Annotated in this window: 25 protein-coding genes; 7 read left to right on the forward strand and 18 right to left on the reverse strand. The window is 56.6% G+C overall.

From position 1 onward, the window contains the following. The 4 genes from CR155_RS03485 to CR155_RS03500 form a co-directional block, all read right to left on the reverse strand. Complete coding sequence (locus CR155_RS03485) at window positions 1-813, reverse strand: enoyl-CoA hydratase/isomerase family protein (RefSeq protein WP_102068603.1); 813 nt, start codon at window positions 811-813, stop codon at window positions 1-3. Continuing rightward, on the reverse strand, window positions 804-2,093 hold the full coding sequence (locus tag CR155_RS03490) for a malonyl-CoA decarboxylase domain-containing protein (RefSeq protein ID WP_102068604.1): 1,290 nt from the start codon (window positions 2,091-2,093) through the stop codon (window positions 804-806). The genes CR155_RS03485 and CR155_RS03490 overlap by 10 nt, the downstream gene beginning before the upstream one ends. After that, window positions 2,090-2,803: a GntR family transcriptional regulator gene (locus CR155_RS03495; protein WP_102068605.1), complete on the reverse strand. Its 714-nt coding sequence runs from the start codon at window positions 2,801-2,803 to the stop codon at window positions 2,090-2,092. The genes CR155_RS03490 and CR155_RS03495 overlap by 4 nt, the downstream gene beginning before the upstream one ends. Before the next feature lie 96 nt (window positions 2,804-2,899). Continuing rightward, window positions 2,900-4,339, reverse strand: a complete 1,440-nt coding sequence (locus CR155_RS03500; protein ID WP_102068606.1) for an aldehyde dehydrogenase family protein — start codon at window positions 4,337-4,339, stop codon at window positions 2,900-2,902. Window positions 4,340-4,507: 168 nt separating this feature from the next. Between CR155_RS03500 and denD the strand changes: the two genes are divergently transcribed. Next, complete coding sequence (gene denD, locus CR155_RS03505) at window positions 4,508-5,509, forward strand: D-erythronate dehydrogenase (RefSeq protein WP_102068607.1); 1,002 nt, start codon at window positions 4,508-4,510, stop codon at window positions 5,507-5,509. Between the two features lie 54 nt (window positions 5,510-5,563). Continuing rightward, window positions 5,564-6,355, forward strand: a complete 792-nt coding sequence (locus CR155_RS03510) for a hydroxypyruvate isomerase family protein (protein ID WP_102068608.1) — start codon at window positions 5,564-5,566, stop codon at window positions 6,353-6,355. Between the two features lie 66 nt (window positions 6,356-6,421). Here CR155_RS03510 and CR155_RS03515 read toward each other — a convergent pair whose 3' ends face one another. Genes CR155_RS03515 through CR155_RS03550 form a run of 8 tightly spaced genes read right to left on the reverse strand, consistent with a single transcriptional unit; the run spans window position 6,422 to window position 13,817 of the window. Continuing rightward, entirely contained in the window at window positions 6,422-7,387 is a 966-nt protein-coding gene (locus CR155_RS03515) for a Bug family tripartite tricarboxylate transporter substrate binding protein (RefSeq protein ID WP_102068609.1), read from the reverse strand. A gap of 40 nt (window positions 7,388-7,427) precedes the next feature. Continuing rightward, window positions 7,428-8,306: an isocitrate lyase/PEP mutase family protein gene (locus CR155_RS03520; RefSeq protein ID WP_102068610.1), complete on the reverse strand. Its 879-nt coding sequence runs from the start codon at window positions 8,304-8,306 to the stop codon at window positions 7,428-7,430. An 18-nt stretch (window positions 8,307-8,324) separates the two neighbouring features. Continuing rightward, window positions 8,325-8,954: a 3-isopropylmalate dehydratase small subunit gene (gene leuD / locus CR155_RS03525; RefSeq protein ID WP_102068611.1), complete on the reverse strand. Its 630-nt coding sequence runs from the start codon at window positions 8,952-8,954 to the stop codon at window positions 8,325-8,327. Then, entirely contained in the window at window positions 8,951-10,360 is a 1,410-nt protein-coding gene (gene leuC, locus CR155_RS03530; protein WP_102068612.1) for a 3-isopropylmalate dehydratase large subunit, read from the reverse strand. The genes leuD and leuC overlap by 4 nt, the downstream gene beginning before the upstream one ends. 17 nt (window positions 10,361-10,377) lie before the next feature. Then, entirely contained in the window at window positions 10,378-11,160 is a 783-nt protein-coding gene (locus tag CR155_RS03535; RefSeq protein ID WP_102068613.1) for an ABC transporter permease, read from the reverse strand. Continuing rightward, complete coding sequence (locus CR155_RS03540) at window positions 11,157-11,978, reverse strand: ABC transporter permease (protein WP_233213878.1); 822 nt, start codon at window positions 11,976-11,978, stop codon at window positions 11,157-11,159. The genes CR155_RS03535 and CR155_RS03540 overlap by 4 nt, the downstream gene beginning before the upstream one ends. Before the next feature lie 3 nt (window positions 11,979-11,981). After that, on the reverse strand, window positions 11,982-12,821 hold the full coding sequence (locus CR155_RS03545) for an ABC transporter ATP-binding protein (RefSeq protein WP_102068614.1): 840 nt from the start codon (window positions 12,819-12,821) through the stop codon (window positions 11,982-11,984). Window positions 12,822-12,833: 12 nt separating this feature from the next. Next, a complete protein-coding gene (locus CR155_RS03550) occupies window positions 12,834-13,817 on the reverse strand; it encodes an ABC transporter substrate-binding protein (protein ID WP_102068615.1) in 984 nt (327 codons plus the stop codon). A gap of 87 nt (window positions 13,818-13,904) precedes the next feature. On the opposite strand from CR155_RS03550, the gene CR155_RS03555 reads away from it, so the two are divergent. Further along, window positions 13,905-14,630, forward strand: a complete 726-nt coding sequence (locus CR155_RS03555; protein WP_102068616.1) for a GntR family transcriptional regulator — start codon at window positions 13,905-13,907, stop codon at window positions 14,628-14,630. A 40-nt stretch (window positions 14,631-14,670) separates the two neighbouring features. Further along, entirely contained in the window at window positions 14,671-15,186 is a 516-nt protein-coding gene (locus CR155_RS03560; protein WP_102068796.1) for a SixA phosphatase family protein, read from the forward strand. 18 nt (window positions 15,187-15,204) lie between these two features. Here the strand turns inward: CR155_RS03560 and CR155_RS03565 are convergent, their stop codons facing one another. Genes CR155_RS03565 through CR155_RS03575 form a run of 3 tightly spaced genes read right to left on the reverse strand, consistent with a single transcriptional unit; the run spans window position 15,205 to window position 17,978 of the window. After that, window positions 15,205-16,494, reverse strand: coding sequence for a saccharopine dehydrogenase family protein (locus tag CR155_RS03565; protein WP_102068617.1), 1,290 nt, complete (start codon window positions 16,492-16,494; stop codon window positions 15,205-15,207). A 39-nt stretch (window positions 16,495-16,533) separates the two neighbouring features. After that, window positions 16,534-17,634: a carboxynorspermidine decarboxylase gene (locus tag CR155_RS03570; RefSeq protein WP_102068618.1), complete on the reverse strand. Its 1,101-nt coding sequence runs from the start codon at window positions 17,632-17,634 to the stop codon at window positions 16,534-16,536. Continuing rightward, window positions 17,631-17,978: a helix-turn-helix domain-containing protein gene (locus CR155_RS03575; protein ID WP_102068619.1), complete on the reverse strand. Its 348-nt coding sequence runs from the start codon at window positions 17,976-17,978 to the stop codon at window positions 17,631-17,633. Before CR155_RS03575 ends, CR155_RS03570 begins: the two co-directional genes overlap by 4 nt. 123 nt (window positions 17,979-18,101) lie before the next feature. On the opposite strand from CR155_RS03575, the gene CR155_RS03580 reads away from it, so the two are divergent. Beyond that, window positions 18,102-19,151 carry an alpha/beta hydrolase gene (locus CR155_RS03580; protein WP_102068620.1) on the forward strand — a complete coding sequence of 350 codons (1,050 nt, stop codon included), beginning with the start codon at window positions 18,102-18,104 and terminating at the stop codon, window positions 19,149-19,151. A gap of 86 nt (window positions 19,152-19,237) precedes the next feature. On the opposite strand, the gene CR155_RS03585 is transcribed toward CR155_RS03580, so the two are convergent. Together CR155_RS03585 and CR155_RS03590 are read right to left on the reverse strand one after the other, a co-directional pair. Then, window positions 19,238-19,855, reverse strand: a complete 618-nt coding sequence (locus CR155_RS03585; protein ID WP_102068621.1) for a BPSL1445 family SYLF domain-containing lipoprotein — start codon at window positions 19,853-19,855, stop codon at window positions 19,238-19,240. 133 nt (window positions 19,856-19,988) lie between these two features. After that, on the reverse strand, window positions 19,989-20,327 hold the full coding sequence (locus CR155_RS03590) for a YnfA family protein (protein WP_102068622.1): 339 nt from the start codon (window positions 20,325-20,327) through the stop codon (window positions 19,989-19,991). Window positions 20,328-20,552: 225 nt separating this feature from the next. On the opposite strand from CR155_RS03590, the gene CR155_RS03595 reads away from it, so the two are divergent. Then, window positions 20,553-22,514 (forward strand): hybrid sensor histidine kinase/response regulator, encoded by a 1,962-nt coding sequence (locus CR155_RS03595; protein WP_158238229.1) that lies wholly within the window; start codon window positions 20,553-20,555, stop codon window positions 22,512-22,514. Window positions 22,515-22,743: 229 nt separating this feature from the next. After that, window positions 22,744-23,088, forward strand: coding sequence for a hypothetical protein (locus tag CR155_RS03600; protein ID WP_143705173.1), 345 nt, complete (start codon window positions 22,744-22,746; stop codon window positions 23,086-23,088). Window positions 23,089-23,281: 193 nt separating this feature from the next. Here the strand turns inward: CR155_RS03600 and CR155_RS03605 are convergent, their stop codons facing one another. Next, window positions 23,282-25,483: an acetate--CoA ligase family protein gene (locus CR155_RS03605; protein ID WP_102068625.1), complete on the reverse strand. Its 2,202-nt coding sequence runs from the start codon at window positions 25,481-25,483 to the stop codon at window positions 23,282-23,284. Window positions 25,484-25,515 lie beyond the last annotated feature (32 nt).

Consider the following 25,515-nt stretch of genomic DNA (forward strand, 5'->3'; position numbering starts at 1 on the left):
TCAATCTCCTGAGAATACCGGCACCTGGCCGGCCAGAAATGCCCTAACACCTTCGCGGTGGTCGTGGCTTTCGGCGTACTTGAAAAATGAGAGCAACTCAGCCTCGGTAAGTGCCTGAGCTTGCGGACTCAGCCGCGCTACTGTCTGCTTGTTGATACGGGCCGCCATAGGTGCGCCGCTGGCGAGGCGTCTCGCCAGTTGCATGACATCGCCCGCCACATCGGCATCGGGCAGCACGCGCGTCAGCAGTCCCTTGGACATGGCTTCGGCCGCACCGAAGACACGCCCTTCCAGAAGAATTTCGAGCGTGGTGGCTTTTCCGACCAGTGCGAGCAAGCCGCGCATTTCGTCAGGAGCCATGGGGAAACCCAGGCGGTTGATCGGAACACCGAACCGTGACGTTGCACCGGCGACACGCAGGTCGCATTGGCTGGCAATTTCAAGGCCGCCCCCCACGCAAACGCCTTCTATCTGCGCGATCACCGGATGCAGGCATGAACCGATGGACTCCAGCGCAGGCGCAAGTATGCGACGATGGTAATTCATGACACTGGACAGATCGCTGCGCTCGTGTGGGAATTCGCTGATATCCGCACCCGCCGCAAAGTTTCCGTCTTCGCCACGCAGCACCACGCAACGCAGCGCGTCATCGGCAGAGAGCTCCGCAAATACCCCGGCCAGGGACTGCCACATCGAAACGCTGATGGCGTTCAGGCGCCCCGGATGGCTAAGCGTCACCAGGGCTATGGGGCCTTCGTAGTCAAGAATGACCTTGCCCGCGCCTACGCTGCTTCCAGCCTCGGCTATAGCCATCGCAGATTAAGTCCCATTTTTGGCTTGCCCGCCGCCAGAAGCGCAAGATTATCGTCGAGTTGCTCTAGATCGTAGAGATAGTTGACCATGATGCCGCAAGACTGCGCCATACCTTTCGTCGAGCAGTCAGCGGCCCAATTGACCCGTTCGATGCGAGCGCCATTGCCCAGATGAAAACGCGCCACCGCATCGATAGGTTGGCCGTTCTTCATGCTTTTCAAGTAGAGCACAGCAAGGCGCACTCCGGTGCGCTGCACCGCTTCGGAAACCTTGCCGCCGGCCGCTGCCTGCAACCGCTCGACCCACTTCTGTCCCGCAGAGGCGTCATTTTGCGCCTGCTGCTTATCGACCTTGTCGTGCAACAGCTCTTGCATGGCTTTGCCATCCTGCTTGGCCAGCCAATCGACGAAGCCCGGCATTGGCGAGAGCGTGGCGAACGACTTCAGCTTGGGAAGTTCAATAAGCAACTGGTCGATGACCCGCTTGAGCAGAAAGTTGCCGAAGCTAATGCCGCGGAGGCCAGGTTGCGTATTGGAAATGGAATAAAAGATGGCCCATTTTGCTTTATTGAGGTCAGGTGCTGCCACCTTGGGGTCGAGCAAGACCTGTACGTTATCAGCCATTTGCGCGGCAAACGCAACCTCGACGAATATCAGCGGTACATCGTTCATGCGCGGATGAAAGAAGGCATAGCAGCGGCGATGATCTGCCACCCGGTGGCGCAGCTCTTCCCATGACCGGATTTCATGGACGGCTTCGTACTGGATGAGTTTTTCCAACAATGAGGCGGGCGAATCCCAGGTAATGGGACGAAGTTCCAGCATGCCAACGTCAAACCAGCTGTTGAGCAGACCTTCGAGTTCGCGCTCCAGCACCGTCAGGCTCGCCACCTGGTTGCGCCAGCGCAATATGTCGGCGCGTAGATCCACCAGCAAATGCAGGCTGTCGGCCTGGGCATACAAACGGCGGAACAACCGCAGACCCTGGTCGCCGCGCGGCTCGAGGCCGGCGCTGGCCTGAGCAAGCGCCGCCAACAGCACACGACGCTCTTTGCCGTCCGCCGCAGCGTAGCGCAGACTCCATTGCTTGGCGAGCCGATTGGCTGCCACGTCGGTCATGCGGGCTGTAAACAAGGTTGCCGTCTCCGCCGCCAACGGACCGCGATCGCGGTCCAGCCAACGGCCGAGGCGAGCCACCAGCCCCTGTGCTTCTTTGCTTGCCGTCGCCAGTTCTGCCGCTTTGCTTACAACCACCGCTTTTTCTGTGTCCGTAACCGTCATGAATTAGCCTCCTGAGTACTGGGTTGCAATGCAAGTTCTGAATTCGACGAACGCTGGGCCTGTTCATCCAGGGCATGAAGCGCGTGCAGTTGATTGAGGAGATGCTTGCGCGTCAACGCCTCGGCGTTCTCGGGGTCACGTGCCTTGAGTGCCTCGAAGATTGCCAGATGTTCGGCGCAGGAAGCTTGAACGCGGCCCGGCCAGGTCAGGCTTTTGTGCCGGGAGAGGCTGAGCACGTGCCGCAGATTATCGACCAGATCCGATAGCCAGTGATTATCCGCGAGCGCCTGGATGGCCTCGTGAATCAAGGCATTGGTTGCGTAATACTGGTCGGTGTCCACCGCTGCGGCATGCTGCTGCAATTGCTCATGCAAAGGTTCGAGGCGCTTGAGATCATCATCGCTCACCTTGCGTGCCGCTTCGTAGGCGCAGCGCCCTTCAAGCATGGCCATCAATGGAAATATATCGTCCAGGTCCCGGGCCGACAATTCGTTCACGAAACAGCCCCGGCGCGGCTCGAGGCGGATAAGACCTTCATTGACCAGCACTTTCAGCGCCTCACGCAACGGCGTACGCGAGATGCCGAGTTCTTTGCTTAGCCGCATTTCGTCGATCCAGACCCCTGATATCAGTTCGCCAGACTGGATCATGGCGCGCAGACGGTCCGCCACTTCGAGATACAGCACCTGCTGGACTATGCGTCGGGTCAATGCGGAGACTCCAGGTTGCTTAACTGATAATTCATAATTATGGCGAATCACCGAAATTAAACAAGCCTGGAAACATATAGTTATCCCTAGGTGTGACTAGGGTTCAAAGTTATGGACTATGGTCTTGGTAAGGCTCATTTCCTCCAGTGCCATGAGCCCTTTCTCGCGCCCATGTCCGCTTTTGCCAAAGCCCCCGAAAGGCAGTTCCACCCCACCGCCGGCTCCGTAGCAGTTGATATAGACTTGTCCGCTATTGATGCCTTCTGCGATACGTAGCTGGCGCCCGCCGTTTTCTGTCCATATTCCCGCCGCCAACCCGTAGTCGGTATCATTGGCCAGAGCGATGGCATCCGCTTCGTCTTTGAAGGGCATTGCTGTCAGCACCGGACCGAAGACTTCTTCTTTGGCAAGAAGGTGGTCGCGCGGCACATCGGCAAAAAAAGTCGGGGCGACAAAGAAACCGCTAGCGGGCAAATCGGCTGCGAGCGCTCCCTGCGCGGCAATACGTGCGCCGCTCTTGACAGCGTCGTCGATGAATCGCTGTACGCGATCCCGCTGTCGCGCATTGATGATGGGACCACAGTCCACTTCCTGATTCTGCGTACCAGTACGTAGTTTGGCAAAGCGGTCCGCCACCCGGGAGACCACCTCGTCGTAGACCTCACGCTGTACCAACAGACGGGATCCGGCCGAGCAGGTCTGGCCGGCGTTCTGGATAATGCCATTGATGATTGCAGGAATGGCCCGATCCAGATTGGCATCGGCGAATACCAGTTGAGGCGATTTACCGCCCAGCTCCAACACGCACTTAACGTGATTGCGCGCCGTTTCCTGCTGAACAATGGTGCCTACTTGGGGTGATCCGGTGAACGACACGAAGTTCACGCCCGGATGCGATATAAGCGCAGCGCCAGCCGTTGTTCCATAGCCAGGCACCACATTGAAGGCGCCGGCTGGCAGCCCCGCTTCCGTGACGAGGTCGGCAAGGCGCAAGATGGACAAACTGGCATCTTCGGCCGGCTTGATGACAGCGGCATTACCCATCGCCAACGCCGCACCGACAGAACGGCCCATGATCTGCACGGGATAATTCCACGGGATGATGTGTCCGGAAACGCCGAAAGGTTGGCGTACTACGCGAACGGCATGATTGTTTTGATAAGGAATGACCTGGCCGTGCACTTTGTCGGCGGCGCCACCATAAAACTCGAAGTAACGGGCCAGCAACTTGACGTCGTTGCGAGCGGTCGCCAGGAGTTTTCCACAATCGCGGGACTCAAGCTCCACCAGCTCATCATAATGCTCCAGGATCTTCTGGCCCAAGCGCATCAGGGCGCGCCCACGCTCGACAGCCGTAAAACGTCCCCATTCGCCGGCGAGTGCTCGACGAGCTGCCTGCACGGCCAGGTCAATATCGCCCGCCCCGCCGTCGGCGATCGCACCAAACTGTTCACCCGTTCCGGGATCGATGACCGCGATGGTCTTGCCCGACTGAGGTGCCAACCACTTTCCACCAATGAACAACTTACCTTGCATTCTGCATTCTCCGCTACACCCTGGGTTTAATCCGGATCCATACTGGTCCGATGTGATGATTTGCGCTATCTTGTGGCTGTCTGGTGATCTATCCACATCGCGCCGCTTCGTCATACCGTTCCGGCAACAATTCTATTCGACGCCACCTTGCAATAAAAAGGAGCCAAATTGAAAAAAATCCTGGTTACCGGGGGATCCGGCTTTTTAGGCCAGATGCTGATACAACGTTTCCTTCAGCCCGAGACCCGGACGGGAGCCGAAAGCCCTGCGGAACACCCCGATGAGATCATCGCAATAGACCAGACCGCCGGCGTATACACCCATCCGCGCTTGCGCTACCTGTGCGCCGACATTTCCGAGCCTGCGCAATGGCGGTCCATCATAAACGATGATATCTCCGGGATCGTTCATCTTGCTGCTGTCGTCAGCGGCACCGCAGAACGCGACTTTGATCTCGGCATGCGAGTCAATCTTGACGGTACGCGGGCGCTTCTCGATGCGGCACGCTCCTTGAGCGCACCGCCACGGTTTCTGTTTTCCAGCTCCTTGGCTGTCTATGGCGGTACCCTCCCCGATGTGGTGGATGACAACACGCCGCCCGCACCGCAATCTTCCTATGGCACACAGAAATTGATCGGCGAGCAGCTGGTCAGCGACTACACGCGCAAAAGCTTTATCGACGGCCGGTGCGTGCGCATACCCACCGTATCGGTACGCCCTGGCAAACCCAATGGGGCCGCTTCGAGCTTCGCCAGCGGCATCATCCGCGAACCTATGGCCGGGGAACGCGCCATTTGCCCCATCGATCCGGACACTCCGTTATGGCTGGCGTCGCCCAGACACGTCATCGAATCCCTGATTCACGCTTTCCTGTTGTCGCCGGCACAACTCGACGATCAGCCAGACGAATGGCGAGCCGGACGGGCAGCCGCCAGGCGTCCCATTAATTTGCCCGGTTTGACCATCACTCCCCGTGAAATGGCCGACACGTTGCGGAATCTGGCCGGCGCCGACGTCGCAAATCTCATCGATTGGAAACCTGACCCGGACATCAAGGACATTGTGGAGACCTGGCCGGCCCGGATAGACACCCGCCATGCCTTCAGGCTCGGCTTTGCGCCGGCGGGCACCGGTGCGCAATTGGTCGGCGCCTACGTGCAACAACAGTGATTCAACCTTGACTGATCACCGCCTTGCCTCGACAACATTGAATAAGACATTGAAATGCCGAAATTTTCCGCCAATCTGGGATTCCTATGGCCCGACCGCCCCTTGCTGGACCGTATTGACGCCGCCGCGGACGCCGGATTCGAAGCGATCGAACTTCACTGGCCGTACGATACCGATCCCGCCGACGTTCGCAAATTATGCAAGGCCCGTGAATTGACCTTGCTCGGCATCAATACCTACGCTGGCGATACTGCAAAGGGCGAATTCGGTCTGGGCGCGCTGCCCGGGCGCGAGGTTGATTTTCAACAGGCGGTGGATCAATCAATAGCATGGTGCCGGGCCAGCGGTGCGCAAGCCATACATGCCGTTGCCGGAGTAATACCTTTCGACGAAGCGCACGCACGCGACACATTTATCGGCAATCTGATACGTGCCGCCGATAAGGCTGCCGCTCACGATGTAACGCTACTGCTTGAACCGATCAATCAACGCGACAAGCCAGGGTACTTTTACTCCAACCTGTCCCAGGCCGAGGTGATCCTGGATGCGGTCGATCGGCCCAACCTGCGGCTTATGTTCGATGTGTATCACGTCGGCGTCACTGAAGGAGACGTCCTGACCAGGTTGCGCCGCCACATGCCGCGCATCGGCCACGTACAAATTGCCGCCGTGCCCAGTCGCGCCGAACCCGATGAAGGCGAACTCCGGTATGAAGCAATCTTTGAAACGCTCGATTCACTGGGCTATACGGGCTGGATTGGCTGTGAATACAAGCCGCGCACCGATACGGACGCCGGATTGAAATGGCTGGCTAAACTGGGCGTCAGCCTGCGCGCGACAAGGTGACTCCCAGAGCGATCCGAGGAAACCGTGCCGGAGAACGGAGCAATTGACGTTCCCCAGCGACGACATTTACTTGGCCTGGATATTCCCCGACTCGGCCACTTCGGTCCATTTCTTTTTCTCGCCTTTCAGGAAGCTGTCGAAGTCCGCCGGCGTATCCAGCGTAACGGTAGCTCCCTGGTCCGCCAACTGTTTGGCAATGACCGGATCTTGCGTTGCCTTGAGCAGGCTTTCGTTTATTTTTTTGACGACGCTGTCAGGCATTCCTTTCGGTCCGAATAGCCCATACCAGCTCAATGATTGAACGCCCGGGAAGCCGGCTTGCGAAAAAGTCACCGCTTCCGGAAAGGCATCCACCGGCTTGTCACCGGCGATCCCGATCACCTTGAGCTTGCCCGACCTCACATGTGGTAATGCCGTGAGTACGCTGGTGACTCCCGACTCCACATGCCCCCCGATGATGTCGACCATCAAGGGCGACCCTCCTTTATATGGCACGGGGATCACCTTGACTCCCGCTTTCTGGCGTATGAGTTCGCCCGTCAACTGCGTCTGGCCTTCCGAGTAACCTATGCTCACGTCGTTCTTTTTGCCGAACTCAATGAAGCTTTTGAGGTCCGGGTACTTGCCCTCTTTGGAGACGACGAGCACCAGAGGCGAAACCGCCAGACGCGTGATGGCCGTGAAGTCCGTTTCGGTATTGTAAGGAACGCTCTTGGTCAGGACCGGATTGATAACATGCGAGCCGACGACCAACATGATCTTGTAGCCATCGGGCTCCGACCTCGCGATGTCGGACGAGCCGATCACACCATTGGCGCCGGGTTTATTCTCGACTATCACCGATTGACCCCATATCTCGGAAAGCTTGTTGCCCACCAGCCTGGCGACAATATCAGTGCCGCCGCCTGGCGAGTAAGGCACCATCAGTGTTACGGGCTTCGAAGGCCATCCTTTGGCGTCTTCGGCGCGCAATCCAGGGGAAACCGCCATGACGGCGGCCATAAAAGCCAGACAAGCTCTGAAACTAACCATTCTGTTATCTCCAAGTTTTTAACACCGCTGGAATGAAGTGCTATTTCGTCTCCAGGCTTCTGTACTTCTCGTCGAAGTCCCAGACCTTCTGAAAGCCGATCAGCTTGCTGAAGTCCTGGAAGTCTGCGATTTCCTCGTACTGCAGGGAGTCGCCGGATTCTTTCAAGTGCGAATAGGCGTGCTGTAGCGCGTAGCCCATGGCGAGAAAGCCAAGGCCGGGATGGATGGCGAGCGCAAAGCCCATCTCCTGCAGTTCGCGTGCCGTAGGTTGCGGAGTTCGGCCTCCTTCTACAATGTTCGCAACCAAAGGGACGTCGAAGGTCCGGCCTATGATGGCCAGTTCATCGACAGATTCGGGCGACTCCACGAAAAGAACATCGGCCCCGGCCTTCAGGTAGTGCTCCGCACGCTTCAGTGCCTCATCAAGACCGTGCGTCGTCCGCGCGTCGGTGCGCGCAACAATCAGAAAATCCTTATTGGCGCCTCGCGTATCCGTGGCGACCTTGATTTTATTGACCATGTCCTGGGCAGGAATGACGCGGCGCCCTTTGGTATGGCCGCATTTTTTTGGAAACTCCTGATCCTCCAGTTGGATTCCGGCCGCTCCAGCGCGCAGGTAGCCAGCGACCGTGTGCTCCACATTCAATAGCCCGCCATAGCCGGTGTCGCCATCGCAAATAATCGGCGTCGAGGTCGCGCCGCAAAATGCCGCGACCCGGTTGACCATATCGGTATAGGTAGCAAGACCCGCATCGGGCAAGCCAAGGTAGGATGCGACAGTGCCATATCCCGTCATGTAAAGGCAGTCGAAACCGAGTCGGTCCGCGACCTTCAAAGAGATCATGTCGAATATACCGGGTGCTACAACCAGCTTCTTTTGCGAAAAAAGTTGGCTCAAGGTTTTAGGGTTTCCAGCCATGCTAATACATCCTTATCGTTAGTCATCATGTAAAAAACCGGCGGTCATGTATGCCCATGGCCGCGCCAATCTATCGCGCTCCTGAAACTCATCGATTTGTGGAGTCAGGTTCAGCGTCTGTGCGATCTCGTCCTGGCCCAGGAGCAGGGCATGGCGCTGCACATCGAGCAGATCAAAATGCATTACCCCCGTCTGATCGGTGCCCACGGCACAGGAACGCAGGTCTATGCTGAATACGGCGCCCGACGACGCAGCGGCCGCCAGGCGCTGGACGTCGCCGCGCTCCAGCACGATAGGCAGCAAACCATTCTGCAGACAGTTGCTGAAAAAGATGTCGCCAAAGCTTGGGGCAATAATGCAACGGATGCCGAACTCTTCCAACGCCCATACCGCCATTTCGCGGGAACTGCCGCAGCCGAAGTTGTCGCCTGCAATGAGAATCGCGGCATGCCGAAAAGCTTCGGTGTTCAGTATGAACTCTCGGTTCTCGGAGCCGTCCGTCAGGTAACGCCGCCCCTCGAACACCCAGGGAGCAAATTCGCCCCTGCGCAGCTGGGCAATGCGTTCAATGCGGATGATCTGGTCAGTGTCGATATTGTCTTGCATCATGACGGCGGCAACGCCCTGGCAAGTCGTGAACGCTTTCATGATTGCCGCTCCATCATTTCCGGCGATGCGATGGTTCCCATGACGGCGGTGGCGGCGGCCACGACGGGACTGGCCAGATGGGTCATGGATCCCGGTCCTTGCCGCCCCACGAAGTTGCGGTTCGATGTCGACAGGCAGCGGTGGCCAGGGGGCACCATATCGCCATTGGCGCCCACGCACATCGAGCAACCCGGCTCACGCCACTCGAAACCGGCCTTCATGAAGATTCGATGCAAGCCTTCGCTTTCAGCCTGACTTTTGACTTGCAATGATCCGGGCACGACCCATGCGGTAAGGCCCTCGGCAATGTGGCGCCCCCTGAGCACGGATGCCGCCGCCCGCAGGTCCGAAATCCGGCTGTTCGTGCATGAGCCTATGAAGACGTGGTCTATCTTGATCTTGTCGATCCGCTGGCCAGGCCGCAGGCCCATATATTCAAGCGCGTTCATCACGCTCAAACGCTGCCTGGCATCGGGCACCATGGCGGGATCGGGAACCATGCCGTCGATGGCGACCACCTGTTCCGGACTCGTGCCCCAGGTAACTTGCGGCATGATCCGGCTGATGTCGACCTCCTCTTCCCTGTCGAAGGAAGCCGAGTCCCCGGAGGGCAAGGTTTGCCAGTACGCCACCGCCCTATCGAAATCGTCGCCCGCGGGGGCGAATGCTCGTCCCTTCATATAACAGAACGTCGTTTCATCAGGCGCGATCATGCCGACCTTGGCACCCAGTTCAATGGAAAGATTGCAGAGCGTCATGCGTGCTTCCATATCGAGCGCGCTGATGGCCGGACCGGCATACTCGACGGCATAGCCGGTGCCGGCCGATGCACCCAGGACGCCGATCAAATGAAGAATCATGTCCTTGGCCGTGATTGACTGTCCGGGCGTTCCCGTAAAGTTGATGCGCATGGTCCTGGGCCGTATCTGCCGTATCGTCTGAGTAGCCAGCACGTGCACCAGCTCGGATGATCCTATGCCCCATGAAATAGCGCCGAATGCCCCATGCGTGCATGTGTGACTGTCCCCGCACACAATGGATAGCCCCGGAAGCGTCAGTCCCAGCTCCGGACCAATAACGTGCACGATGCCCTGTTTGCCCTGGTCCATATCGAAAATTCGGATGCCTTTCTCTTGCGTCTGGGCCCGCAAGGCATTGACCATCGCCGTACTCCACGGCGCGTCGCCTGCCTTTCGTCCCGGTCGGGTCGACGTGACGTGATCGACGGTTGCGAAGGTAAGCTCCGGGTTGCGTACGGTCGCATGCCGGCGTTCCAGCGCCTTGATGGCCTCGACACCGGTAAGCTCGTGCACCAGGTGACGGTCGACATGCAGCAGGCTCACACCTCCCGCGAGAACGGCAATCTCATGGGCATCCCACACTTTATCGAACAGCGTATTGGCCATTACGTTTTCTCAATAGATTAGTTGCCGCGCCGCAAACGGCGATCCCATTGCAGCAGCCCGATACTGACCGCCGTTGCAAACAGGAAAAGCATCAGCGCAAGCGCCATGATGGTAGGAGGATTGTTCCGGTCGATGGCCAGCATCAGCAGATGGCCGATGCCGCGCTGCGACGCAAACATCTCGCCCAGCAGCGTGCCCAGCAGGGTCAAGGAGAAGCCTATCCGCAAGCCGGCGACGATCTCCGGCACGGCGGCCGGTATCAGTACATGCCATGCTCCCTGCCACGGAGTGAGACGATGCGCATGGATGCAGCGCATATAGACAGGGCGAATATTGCGCACTGCGGTCATCGTGAATATAACGATGGGGATAATGCCATGTATGACGCCGAACGCAATTTTTGCCGAAATGCCCAGGCCGAATATCAAAAGGATGATGGGATACAGGGAAATCTTGGGTATGGAATACAGCGCTATCAGTATCGGCTCCATTACATCGCCGGCAAGCCGCCGCGCACCTAGGACCAGACCCAGTGCAATCCCGCCCACCACAGCGAGCAGCAAGGCGGAAAAAAAGGCCTTGCTAGTCTCCGCAAGATGAGCGCCGAAATCGGGACTGCTGAATTCCCGCCCAAGCTGGGCAATGGTGCGCCAGGGGCCAGGCAAAACCTCGACGCCCAGCGTCATGCTGGCAATCTCCCACAACAGCAGGATGCCGCCGACCAGCAAAACACTATCGATCAGGGGTGCCCGCCCGGGGTTGCTTCGGCTTATCAGTCGACCCGCTGTGCGCCCGCTCATACAAGCTCCTTGAGAACCCGACGTTGATACAGCCGCTGTTCGATCGCGTGCAATACAAGGTTTATAGCGCCGATGAACGTAAGCAGCAGGAACATAAGTCCATACATCGTCCGGTTATCGAAGTTGTTATAGGCGAACGCGATTTGATACCCGAAGCCTGCGCCGGAAAGCAGGAACTCGCCGCCGATGATCGCTATGAACGAGTAGACGATGGCCAACTTGATACCCGTAAAGACAAAAGGAAGGCTGGCAGGAAGCGTAATAAGAAAAACTTCCTGTGTCCTGCCCATGTGCAGCATCCTAGCCGTGCGCATCAAGACCTGAGGCACCCGCTCCAGCCCATTGAGCGTATTGACCGCCATGGCCACGATGGCGAATAAAAACCCCAGCACGATCAATGGCCATCTGTTCAGTCCGAACAGGACAATAAGCATAGGATAGAAAACAAAGATGGGCACCGCGTAATACGACATTAGGAGCGGATCCAGCACGCGCCGCAGACGTTGCAGCTTGAACAGCACAAGACCGAAAAGAAAACCCACCGATGTCGCAAGCACGATAGACACAGCCGCCGACGATAAGGTCAACAGCATGTCTGCCTGATAGGTTCCGTCCCGAAGCAGTCGCCATGCACTTAGCGCCATTTCCGACGGAGGAATGAAAGACACCGGATCTATCCACCCCAGCCTACTGGCGACTTCAAGCAAGGCAACGCTGAAGACAATGACAAGGCACCGCAGTAGCACCACGCGGTACCTGAACGACATGGCGGCGCCCGGCCGCCCCGACATGGAGCTGGGAATCGTTGCGCTGGCCATGTGTTAAACCCCCAGCGCCTTGAGCGACTCAGTGCGCAACAAGCCCCACACCTTGGACTGGAGCGCGCCGTAATGCGGATTCATCGTTGTTTCGCTCCCGCGCTCGCGACTCCAGCCTGTTTCTACAATGTCAATAAAAGTGCCCGGACGCGCCGACATGATTCCGACGCGGTCCGACAGCATGACGGCCTCGTCTATGGAGTGGGTGATCAGCATGACGGTCGAGTCGGTCTCGCGCCATAGTTTCAGCATCTCCTCGCCCATTAATAGTCGGGTCTGCTGATCAAGAGCGCCGAAAGGCTCATCCAGCAACATAAGACGGGGCCGCAGGACCATTGCACGCGCTATGCAGACCCGCTGCCGCATGCCGCCCGACAACTGCGCCGGATAGCTCGCGGCAAAGCTCGCGAGTCCCATGAACGCCAGGGCATGATCGACACGCTCCTTGACTTCATTCTCGGGTAAACCGCTGCGGCGAGCTCCGAACGCGGCATTGTCGAAAACAGACAGCCATGGGAAGCTGGCATCCTCTTGAAATACGACGGCGACGCCGTCCGGCACCTGGCCTTTGACCTCCTTGTGTTCGAAGAAGACACTGCCTTCAGTGGGCGGGCTCAAGCCTGCAACCAGGTCCAATAATGTTGACTTCCCACAGCCAGAGGGCCCGACAACGGAAAAAAATTCGCCTTGCCGCAAATCGAACGACACCGGACCCAGGGCATGCAGCGGCAATCCTCCGTCACGCGCCGCAAACACCTTCGTCGCCCCGTTGACGGCAACATGCGCCTTGCGGTCGACCTCGCTGGCGGGAAACTTCCTGATCATATCGATCTGGCTTGCCATTCCGACGCTGCCCTATTTGCTGCGTTGATCGGCGGGCAACAGACTTTCGTCGACAATCGCACTCCAATCGAAAGGACCCTCCTCGATTGCCTTGACCAGTATCAGCCCCTGGAGCATGGCGTTCATGCCTTCGTAGTCCAGGCGGCCCGGACTCCAGTAGACGCCCTTTGAAGCCATGATGTCGTTGATGGCGAGCTTGGCGATCTTCGGATCGATTTTGTAGTGCTTGGCGAGAATGTCGCCAGACTCGTCCGGATTCTTCAGCAGATAATCGACGCCCTTGCGGCGGCCTTCGATAATGGCTTTGATGGTGTCGGGATTCTTCTTGAGGTAATCGCTGCGCACGATACCCACGGTCTGGGTCAGTCGGGGAATCTCGTCTCCCGACTTGAAAACGACCTTGATATTTTCTGCTTCACGGCTCAGAACAGGTTCCGTCATATAGATAACGTCGACGGCGCCTTCACGCAATGCGGTATACGCTGAGCTGAGGCTGCCCACCGCCTTGCGGTCCACATCGGCCAGAATACCCCGGTTGCTCAGCGCTATGGTCGACACCATATCGGTGACCGACTTGGGGCTGCTGTAGCCCAGCTTCTTGCCTTTCAGGTCCATGATTGTGTTCAATGGCGAGTCCTTCTTGGCCACCCAGACGTTATCGGCCAAGCTGAGGACACCGCCATGCACGATTGTGAGCTTGACGCCCTGTTTGATTGCCGCGATGGCAGCGGATAGTGCCACCTCGCCATAAGGGATATCGGAGGCGAGCGCATTGCGCACGGTCGTCCCGCCACCTTGCGAAGTAATGAATCCCGTAACATTGATCCCGGCTTCTTTGAAAAAGCCTTTTTCCTGTGCGACGGCGAACGGGGTGCCGTACATGCCATCGGCCCAATGCGTAACAGTGAGATTGGTTGCAGATGCCGATGAACACGCAAAAATAACCGGTAGAACCAAGCCGTACGCTACGTTGGCCAATACAGGCGCAAGTCTCATTTTTGTCTCCTGAATAGGTATAGTAATTTTGTCCTACACTTTTAGATTAAACTAGATGCCTATATTTGTCACGGAAATTTCAGGTCAATGAAGACGGTCGAAAAAACTAAAAAAGTGGCTATGAACGACGGCATGTTGCGTAGCGGCGATATGGTTGAGCGCATTGCGGCCACGCTTAAGGAACAAATTCTCGAAGGCACGCTCGCACCAGGTCAACGCCTTATCTCTCGTGACCTCATAGAAGAACTGGGTGTGAGCCGCGGGCCGCTGCGCGAGGCATTTAGACGCCTGGCCGCCGACCGGCTCGTCCAGATCATTCCTAATCGCGGTGCTCTTGTCCGTCGCCTATCGCACGATGAAATTATTAATTTGTTTCAAATTCGCGAGGCACTGGAAGGACAGGCAGCGCGTCTCGCAGCGGAGCGCATCGACAAAGGCGACAATCGGCTGATGTTTCAGGAAATTGTGGATCAAGGCGCGTTGCATAAAGCGAGGCAGGAAATCCATCCTTTCATCGTTCATAATCGCGAATTCCATCAGGCGATCGTCAAGCTCAGTGGCAATCCCGAACTCGGCGAACTGATCGATCGATACCAACTGGCAGTCTTTATGTCATTGATGCGCCAAGTAGTCGGAGCGGATCAATTGATCCTCGATTCCATTTCGCAACATGAGGCAATAGCGGCGGCTATCCTTAAGGGCGATCCGGAAGCCGCGTATACCGCCATGCAAAAGCACCTTTGGCATTCCGCCCGCACCATGCTTAAGCGTGCAGAGCTCAAAATGGCTGGAAAGCCACGCAACGCCTTGTAGAATGAAGACGATGCCACAAAAATTCCCCGGGAAAATACTGATGCGCCGCTTAATGCTTCTTCGCCACGCCAAGGCCGACCGACCGCTGGGCGTCAACGACCACGAACGTCCTCTTGCGGCACGCGGATTGCGGCAAAGCCAGGAGATGGGAATGTACATGGCAAAACAGGGGTTGGTACCGGACCTTGCCATCGTTTCCACTTCCAAACGTACTCAAGACACATGGCGCCTGGTAAGCACTGCTATTGGTCTGGAAATCACCCGGCAAGACGAGCCGCGCATTTATGAAGGCGCGCCGGACGAGATCCTTCACGTCATCAGGACAACGGACCCATCAATACAAACCTTGCTGCTGGTGGGGCACAATCCGGGATTCGAGCACGTGGCGACAAGCCTGGTCGGTGCGGGACGCGCTGTCGCGTTATCCAGGCTTCAGCACGAATTCCCGACTGGGGCCTTAGCGGTTATTGATTTCACTGCGGACAATTGGGCGAAGGTGGCGGCAGGCGAGGGTTATCTTGACCGTTTCGAAACGCTTGCGTCCATCAGTAGCTGACAAGCACCACGCACTGCCTCAGCCATAATTAAGCAGCTTGCCGTCCGTGGATGCCTCGATCACGTCCGGTTGCGGGTCGACGATGTGGTCTCCCTGCGCGCTGCGTACCCGTGTCACCAGTCCCATGCGGTTCATCAATGCAATGAAGAGCTTTGGATCGAGTTCCTCCACATTGACCATTTCGCCGATGTCCCAGGTTCCCTCGGCGATCAACATGGCCGCTGCCACCGCAGGCACGCCTGCGGTATACGATATAGCCTGGCTGCCGACCTCTTCGAAAGACGTCTTGTGATCGCAAACGTTGTAGATCAGCACTTCTTGCGGCAACCCGTCCTTGCGACCCTTGATGAGGTCGCCGATGCAGGTCTTGCCGCTGTAGGCAGGCGCCAGCGATGCGGGATCGGGCAGTACGGCCTTGACCACTTCCAGCGGCACAATTTCCTGCCCGCGAGCCGTTCGCACAGAGTGCTGGGATAATAGACCAAGATTTTTCAGGACGGTGAAGACATTGATGTAATGTTCACTGAATCCCATCCAGAATCGTATATTGGGTACGCCCAGATTCTTTGACATCGAATGAATCTCGTCGTGCCCCGTCAGGTACGTGGTGCTCAGGCCGGCCACAGGCATGTCCCAGTCTTTGCGATGCTCGAACATCGCATTGGCCTTCCAGGCGTTATTTTCCCAAGACCACGCGGTCGAAACAAACTCGCGGAAATTGATTTCCGGATCGAAGTTCGTCGCAAAGTATCGGCCGTGGCTACCCGCGTTGACGTCGATGATGTCGATGGATTCGACGCTGTCGAAATACGTGTCCATGGCGTAGCGCGCGTAGGCATTCACGACGCCTGGATCGAAGCCCACACCCAGCACTGCCGTGACCCGGGCATTCTTGCAGGCCTGGCGCCGTTTCCATTCGTAATTGCCGTACCAGGGCGGGTTCTCGCATACTTTCTCCGGGTCTTCGTGTATGGCGGTATCCAGATAGGCCGTACCGGTCTCAATGCACGCCGTTAACACTGACATGTTCAAAAACGGCGAACCGACGTTGATGACAATCTGGCTGCGCGTGGCACGAATAAGAAACTTGGTGGCTTCGATATCCATGGCGTCGAGCGCATGCGCCTGCAGCGTTCCGGGCCGCTGCAAGCTGCCTTTGTCGTGAATCGAATCAATAATTGCATGGCACTTTGCCAGCGTGCGCGACGCAATGTGGATGTCGCCGAGCACGGCATTGTTCTGGGCACATTTGTGTGCCACAACACGGGCCACGCCGCCGCCGCCAATAATAAGAATGTTGCGCTTCATTCGCATTTCTCTCTATTACTCGAGTTTGAGCAGCCGTTTTCAGGACAGACTGCTGACATAGTCATCAAAGGAAAACTGGCGTACCACCCGCACATGACCATCGGTGTCCCTGATGGCAATGGACGGCATGTGTATTCCGTTGAACCAGTTTTTCTTCACCATGGTGTAGCCGCCAGCGTCACCGATCGAAATTCGATCTCCCACTTGCAGCGGCTGCTCAAAACGTGCTTGCCCGAAAATATCGCCCGCCAGGCAAGTCTTGCCGCAAACCTGGTAAATGTGATCGCCCTGGCTCGAACCGCCGATGGGGGCTGTCTCGCGATAGATCAATAAATCCAGCATATGTGCTTCGGTGGAGCTGTCCACAATCGCCAGGTTTCTTCCGTTGAAACCGACATCCAGCACGCTGACCTCCAGCGTCGTGGTATGACGCACCGCCGCCTCCCCTGGTTCGAGATATACCTGAACGCCATAGTCCTGAGCGAAGCGACGCAAGCGTTCGCAAAAGGCGTCCACCGGATAGCCCGGCGCGGTGAAACTGATCCCGCCCCCCAGACTGACCCAGTTCAGTCTTTGCAAAATCGGGCCATAGCGTTGCTCGACCTCGCTCAATAGTTCGTCGAAGCGCTTGAACTCCCTGTTCTCGCAGTTGTTATGGATCATCACGCCATCGAGCTGCTCGATGACGGATAGGATGCGAGCGGGGTCAGACTCGCCCAGGCGGCTGAATGGCCTGGCCGGATCGGCCAGATCGAAGCTTGCACAACTGATACCTGGATTCAGGCGCAGACCCATGGGCTTGTCGCCAGCAAATGATGCGAATCGCTGGAGTTGATTGATTGAGTTGAAAATGATCTTGTCGCTGTGCGCCACCACTTCTTCGATTTCGTGATCCGCGAATGCGACGCTGTAGGCGTGGGTCTCGCCACCGAACTTCAGGCTACCCAGCTTGACTTCATACAGCGACGACGACGTCGTGCCGTCCATGTGCTGCCGCATCTGGTCGAAAACCGACCATGTGGCGAAGCATTTCAAGGCCAGGAGAACCTTGGCGCCTGACTGTTCGCGAATGTGATCGATAATTTTCAGGTTGCGTAGCAACGCCGCTTCGTCGATCAGGTAATAGGGTGTAGAAATCATGCGGTGTGTTCAGTCGATTTACGGCCGCGCTTTTTATGCGCGCCCGATTTTTCGCCGTGATGATCGATGATCACGGCGGAGTGATCCGGAAAGGTCGCAACGAGCTCAAGCTGCCCGCCTATGCACTCGACATAGTGGCGCAAGGTGGACAGCAACATGTCACTGCGCTTTTCCAGTCGCGAAATCGTGTCCTGGCCAACGCCCAGGGCGGCCGCCATATCTTCCTGCGTCTGACCCGTGCGCTTGCGCAGCTCTTTCAAGGTGGTCGGTACCATGGCGTCTGCCCCGATCGGCATGCTGCGATCAAACGGACCCGCAGGAACCACATCGTATTTTCTTTTCATGCTGATTTTGGTCTGCTTGCTGAGAAGGATGATTATGGCTTAAAGGACATATGTAGTCAAATACATATTTCAGGACTGCTGTACGATGGAATTCCCTGATCGCTGACAACACCGGGAGACACCATGAAAGAGACTTTCAGACAATTGCTGCTTACGGGCGGCGTAGTTGCTGTTATCGCACTGACAGGTTGCGCGACCAAAGAAACCGCCCTGCCCATCAAGGACGTTGGAAGCTTCCATATTGGCGGACGTCCTGTCACGTTGACCGGTCTACCCACACGCGAGATCACGTTCACGCCTGGGGCCGCACCCATCCGGGTGGATCCCAACGGTGACTTCGAGGTCGAAGCCATGTACGCGCGCTATACCCTGCTGACCAAGCCCAAAGCCCGTTATCCTTTGCTTATGTGGCATGGGGGTGGACTTTCCGGAGTCACCTGGGAGACCAAGCCCGATGGCAACCCCGGCTGGGAAAACTATTTCTTATGGGCCGGGCACGACGTATACGTGAGCGACGCCGTGGAACGCGGACGTGCATCCTGGGCACGCTACCCGGAAATTTTCAAGAGTGAGCCTTTCTTCCGAACCAAGAAAGAAGCCTGGGAACTGTTTCGCATTGGTCCAGTAGGGTCTTATCGTAGCGATCCGGCCCAAAGGCAATTCCTGCCCGGCACGCAGTTTCCCATCGATGCCTTTGACCAGATGGCCAAGCAAAGCATCCCGCGCTGGTCCACCAATGATGCGGCCACCCAGGACGCCTATGATGCCTATGTCAAGAAGGTATGTCCCTGCGTCATCATGGCCCACAGCCAGGGAGGCAATTTCGCGTTCACCTCGGCGCTCGAAAACCCGGATCTGGTCAAAGGCATCGTTATCATCGAGCCCTCGGGTTCGCCCGACCCAGCCACGGCGGACTACAGCCGGATCAAAGGAATTCCCATGCTATGGGTGTGGGGAGACAATACCGAACAGTCAGCGTTCTGGCAGGCCATCGTTCAACGTCAGGAAACGTTCCGCAGCAGGCTCCAGGCCGCCGGAGGCAAAGCCGATGTATTGCGGCTGCCGCAAGCTGGCATGCGGGGGAACTCTCACATGATCATGATGGACAAGAACTCAGATCAGGTAGCCGAACGCATTCAGGTCTGGATGACCTCCGCCGGACTCATGAGATAAGGACGAGCCAGGAGCCGGACTAGTAATTCCGGCTCCTGGCTACCATGCGTGTGCCATCGCCTGTCAAGGCGATATAGACAACTAATTTACTTGGCTGCGCCTGGTGCTCCGCCGTCATCGATCCGGTTGATTTTTGTGCCTTCCAGAGATACCCCCGCCATCAGGCCGGCGTTCGTCATTACAAAACCAACCACCGGTTCACGCATCGTCCTCAGGTCAACGGCTCCGGTCGCACTCAGGTTGGCAACGGCGACCGTTGCGTCGACGCCCGCGGTCCACCCGTTGCTGCGCTGAAAGTGATCAAGCGCCTCTTGTGTCTTGAACACCAGAATGATGGCCTTGGACTGGGCTCCGGCCTGCAGCCCGAAGGAACCGCTGGACGTACTGTAATAACCCTGGTTCTTGCCACCTACCCTCAGCACCCCATCGCCATGCTGCGCGCCGACCACCAGACTGGCGCCGAGAACGCGTGGAAATATAAGCACACCCTTGGCCTGCGACACCAGTTCGCGAGAGTTTGGCGCCACTTCGTAGAGACGTTCCAACGCCGCGTCGGCTCGCGTGTTGATGTCATCGCGCCTTTCAACGCCTGTCTGCTGCTCTCTGGGAAGAGTGGTCGTGCACGCTGTCATGGTCAAGCCCGCTGTGGCGACGGCGATGGCGAGATAGACATTGCGCGGGATTACGGACATTTTTATTTTCATCGTTATATTCTCCTAGTTTGGATCTGAATTGCACAGTCCGGCTGCAGACAGCCAGCAAATAGTGTTCCTGACCATCATCGCATGGAATTTGCCGTACATAAATGAGGGCCGTACATAAATGAGGATCGCAAACTTATTGGCTGCTAGCGGCAGGTTGCAAGGCGATGATGGCCATGCCAAGAAGTGCGACGCCGGCTCCCGCCATGTCCCATCGCGTCAGTGAAACACCGTCGACGAACCGCAGCCATAGCAGCGCCATGGCGATATACATCCCACCATAGGCAGCATAGGTACGTCCCGCCGCCGAGGGATGCAACGTCAACAGCCACGCGAATACGGCCAGTGCGATGGCGGCAGGCAGCAACAGCAAAAGACTCTTGCCCTGCTTCAGAACCAGCCAGGGCAGATAACAGCCGATGAGCTCTGCCAGGGCGGTGACTGCAAATAATAGAGAGAGACGCAGAAGGTCCACTACAACGTCCTATGCAGGAGGAATTCCTTAAGACGAAAATACCACACTCCCCTGCGATCGAATCGTCAACGTGTGAACCGCGAGGCCTATCCGCCCTTGCCTGGTACCCAACTCCTGCTGGACATTACACTTCGATGAATTTCCACATTCATTTACTTTGCTCACGCCGCAGAGTACGTTACATGTTTGATGCGATCCACAAAAAGAACCCGTAAAAGAATAACCATGCAAAATGACGCTATGAAACAAGGCGACCAAGGCTATGCCCGTACTGCCGATGCACTGCTACGCGAAAGTCAGTTCGAGCGATTGGTCCACGCAATCAAAGACTATGCAATTTACCTTCTCGATCAGGAGGGTCACATTGTCAGTTGGAACACCGGCGCGGAGCGGTTCAAGGGATATGCGGCCAGCGAAATCATCGGTCGACATTTCTCGTGTCTGTATACGGAAGAGGACCGGAATGCTGGACTTCCTGCGCGCGCTTTGGCCATCGCTTCCGAGCAAGGCAGGTACGAAGTCGAAGGCCTGCGCGTGCGTAAAGATGGCAGCCAATTCTGGGCCAGCATCGTGATCGACCCGGTCCTGGATGATAAGGGCGTATTGATCGGCTACGCCAAGGTGGCGCGGGACCTCACCGAAAAGAAGGCGGCAGAACAGGCCCTTTTTGAAAGCGAGCAACGATTTCGGCTATTGGTACACGGGATCCGCGACTATGCCATCTATATGCTTGATCCGAATGGATACGTGACTGACTGGAATGTCGGCGCCAAGCTGATCCACGGCTATCACTCGGATGAAATCACCGGCCGCCACTTCTCTTGCTTTTATATGCAGGAAGACCGTGATCGTGGCGAACCTGAACGCAGTCTTGCCATTGCCTTGCAGCAGAATACCTTCCAGGAAGAAGGATGGCGTGTACGCAAAGATGGATCGCGTTTCTGGGCCTGCATCGTTATTGATCCAATATATTCCGAAACCGGCAAACTGATCGGTTTTGCGAAGGTAACCCGCGATTTCACCGAACGCAGGCGCGCACAGGAAGAACTCGACAGGCAAAAGGATATCTTGAGTCATACTCAAAAGTTGGAGGCCATAGGCCGGATAACAGGCGGCGTGGCACACGACTTCAATAATCTGCTTACGATCATCAGTTCTGCGGCCGACTTGCTGGGCATAGCCGGCCTGACGGCGGAAAAACGGTCGAAGTACGTTCAAATCATCGCCGACACCGCCGGGCGAGCGGCGCTTTTGACCCAGCAATTGCTTGCCTTCGCGCGTGAGCAGCCACTACATCCCGAGGCGTTCGACATCGCCTCCCGTGTTCAGGGACTGAAACATGTCATCGAGATGACCGTGGGTGCCGGCGTCAATGTGAACGTCGCGCTTCCGGCAGATTTATGGCCCATCCACGCCGATGCCAGTCAATTCGAGACCGCCGTCCTCAATCTCGTTATCAACGCACGCGATGCAATGTCGGCTGGCGGCACCTTGGATATCGGCGCGCGCAATGCGACCTCTTTGCCCTCGCTACACCGGGACGTCGGCGATGCCGGAATCGCCGGCGATTTTGTCGCCCTTACTATCCGCGATACCGGTTGCGGTATTGCTCCTGCGCTCATCGATCAAATCTTCGAGCCGTTCTTCACGACAAAAGAAGTGAACAAAGGTACTGGCCTGGGTCTCAGCCAGGTCTATGGATTCGCGAAACAATCGGGGGGCGAAGTCAGTGTGGAAAGCGAGGTAGGCAATGGCACGTCCTTTACGTTATACCTTCCATGTGCCAAGGCAGCGATCCGTTCGACGACTTCCAAAGCTATTGCTGATACGCCAAAAACCGTGGCGTCCACCCATGTATTGCTGGTGGAAGACAACGAGCTTGTCGGCGAGTTTGCGCAAACTGTACTCAGCGAGGTCGGCCATTATGTGACCTGGGTAGTAGACGGGGAAGCCGCACTTGACGTACTCGAAACACAACGCAGCCGCTACGACCTCGTTCTATCGGATGTCGTAATGCCCGGCATAAACGGAATCGAACTGGGAAAAGAGATCCGGCGTCGGTGGCCCGACTTGCGGGTGGTACTCAGCAGCGGCTACAGCCAGGCCCTGGTCCATGAAAGCGACCATGGGTTTGAATTCCTGCAAAAACCCTATACGCTGGATCGCTTGCTTGCCGTAATACGATGACGCGGGAATGACCGCAATATGATGCCGCGTAGTGTCGATGGCGCGGCAGGAGGGGCTCGAACGGTTATATGAGGTATGCATCGACCAAATAGAGCTCAGTCATGCCAGCGGGCTGGATTCTTATTTCGAGTCGATAGGTTATAGAAAATCGCTCTTGCGGGAAAATATGCATCCAATTGCACATTCATAGCAATGCCCACCGTAAATCCACTTTGAATCGAAGTGGTCCATGTCTAAAAGTCCTCCTGGTGAACGAGATATTGACTCAGTAAGGCGATACCAGCCAAAAGACACTCGATCAGGGGCGTGGCTACGGGGCCAGCTCGATCGAAATCCTTGTGTGGTCGAACGGCTTTATGACAAAGGTATCGCCGGCACCGATGTCATTACCCACAAGCACAATACCTTTCGGTGCGGGCTCAGCCGTATATTTTCGGCCAAGGATGCTTTCAATAATTGCCTGCGTCTGAACTATGGCCACGCCTGGGATGAACATGCGGAACAGGCACTGACCACGCTTGGCCGGCTATCGGGAATCTATCAGCGTTACGTTACTGAAGCGACTTTACCTTAAGCAGGGCCCTAGCTTATCGAGACAAACCCACACAGGTCGGGCAAGTAAGCTGTGTGGGGGTCGAAATGGACTTCCAAGTTCGCGGGTGTATGGATTGACATCATTAAATCCGTAAACAAGGTAGCGTCTCCAGCCTCTACTTTCCTGCCGTTACGCTATTGAGAGAGGCCGGAGAATGGAGAGGTAAGATTTACTAAGCTAGGACGGCTGCTCTGGATGATTCAAGCGCCTCGTGGCCACTTCTGCCGCCTCGGTCATGATGAGCGATGACCCGCTCTTCCAAATTACTTACAGCCCGAAGCACTCGCGCCATGTCGATGACTTCATCATATACGGCAATTCCCGATTGACGCGCAATGTCGATATACTCGCGACGCATTGCATCTAAGGCTTCAGACCTGTCGCTGCGCAAGGCGAGAAGGAAATGAATATCTGCGCCCCGTTCTGCCCGCACCTCGGTGATCACGGAGATCAAGTTGGTGAGAGGGTTACTAGTTCCCCGGCCGACAAAAGCGGCTAAATTCAGATGCATCGCTATGGCGTCCGGCTTCGCCTTTTCATAGACGATATCCAAGATTTCTTTTGCGATGAATCCATCCTTCTCCTGCAGGCTCCTGACGGGGGTATCAATGGGATTAAGGACACTCGTCCCTGGGGGGAAACCTAGCGCCTCCAGCTCGGAGAGAACTTCCGGTCGGAAGGGCATGACACTGAGATCGGAACGGGCGAAGGCGTCAGCCCCAAGAACGCTGGAGCCCCCGCCGTTGCCAAAGAGCACGACATTTTTCGTAGGCGTAGTTATTCTCAGTTCAAGAAACTGCAAAGCCAACAGCAAGTTGATGAACTCGTCCACGGTGTCCACAAGCTCGACGAATGTCTGTTTTGCAAGAGCCTCCCAAGCTTCTTGCCCGGAAGCCAGTGCGCCCGTATGGGATTGAGCGGCGAGCTGTCCCTGCTGAGTGGCGCCTCCCCTCAGAATGACCACCGGCTTCGGATTTGCCGTCGCGCGAAGTACATCGAAGAGTTCACGGCCATTTTTGACGTCTTCTATGTACATGCCAATTGCCTTCGTGCTGGGGTCGGCAAGGTAGTACTGAAGGAGTTCAACGGGTTTTACATCGATGCTGTTGCCAATCGTTGCCAGCCCGCTGAAGCGCAAGCCGCGCCACTGGCCCCGCTTGATAATGTCTGTCGACAGTCCACCTGACTGCGAAACGACACCAATGGATCCTGTTTCAAGGGGCGCATCTTTTGGGAAGGTAAGCCGACCCGCCGGCGAGTAAGTACCCAAGCAGTTGGGGCCCAGCAAGCGAATACCAGCCCCTCGCGCTGTTTCAAGCAGTCGAGCCTGCTGCCTCTTGCCATCGTCCGTCTCATCAAAACCTGAACTGATGATTTGTACAAAACGACACTTTCCAGGCGCAACGTCGAGCGAAGAAATAATGCGCCCGGCTCCAATGGCGACATAGGTATAGTCCACATCTTTTGGCGCATCCGCCAGACTAGGATATGCCTTGAGGCCTTCGACTGTTTCCGCCTTAGGATGGATGGGATAGATTTCCCCTTCGAATCCGAATTCACGTAAACGGCGGATAAAGGTGTTTGCGATCGTCACTTCTTTCGCTGACGCGCCCAGAACGGCCACTGTCTTTGGATAAAACAGTGGCTGGAAGTGTTCGAGTACTTCTTCGTCATTGCGACGCTCGGCGTGCGGAAGCGCCGGACGGTCGGTTCTCCGCGAGATGAATCTGGCGTCTACCGCCACAAGTCTGTCACCGGTGTGGATCAGAGGATTGATGTCGAGTTCCTCGATGTTTTCTTGATGAGTCATAAACAGCGCTGACTCCCCGCCTATTTTCATCAAGGCCTGTACCAGCATCTCCTTGTCGTATACGGCTCCCCCACGGAAACCGTCAAAAAGTTTGGAGGTTTGCAGGTCGGCTACCATACTGCGCGCATCGGCCTCTGTAATTGGACACACCCGAAAAGTCACATCCTTTAAAAGCTCGATGTATATGCCACCCAGTCCGAGCATGATGATCGGACCGAATTGCGTATCATAGAATCCACCGATGGCGATCTCCAAACCCGAAGGGACCATCTCCTCCACTAACCAGCCATCAATGCGAGCCTCGCTGATGGCTGGCAGCCGGCTCATGCGCTCAATAGCTGCGACAACCTGCTCTGTTGTCTCTAGCCCAAGGGTCACTCCCCCGGCTTCAGATTTATGCAGTATGTCGCCTGAAACCACTTTGACGACATAGGGCGCCCGGAGGGCAGCGGTGCGCTTCGCAGCGTCCTGCGCGTTGAGAGCGACGAACGATTGTGGCGTGTCTACGCCAAATTGCTCGAGAAGTTCCTTCCCGGCCTTTTCATTCAAATTCACTGGATTCATTGGCGCGCTCCTTGATCTATTAACATACGTCG

Source organism: Pollutimonas nitritireducens (genome assembly GCF_002849615.1).
Taxonomy (GTDB): domain Bacteria; phylum Pseudomonadota; class Gammaproteobacteria; order Burkholderiales; family Burkholderiaceae_B; genus Pollutimonas; species Pollutimonas nitritireducens.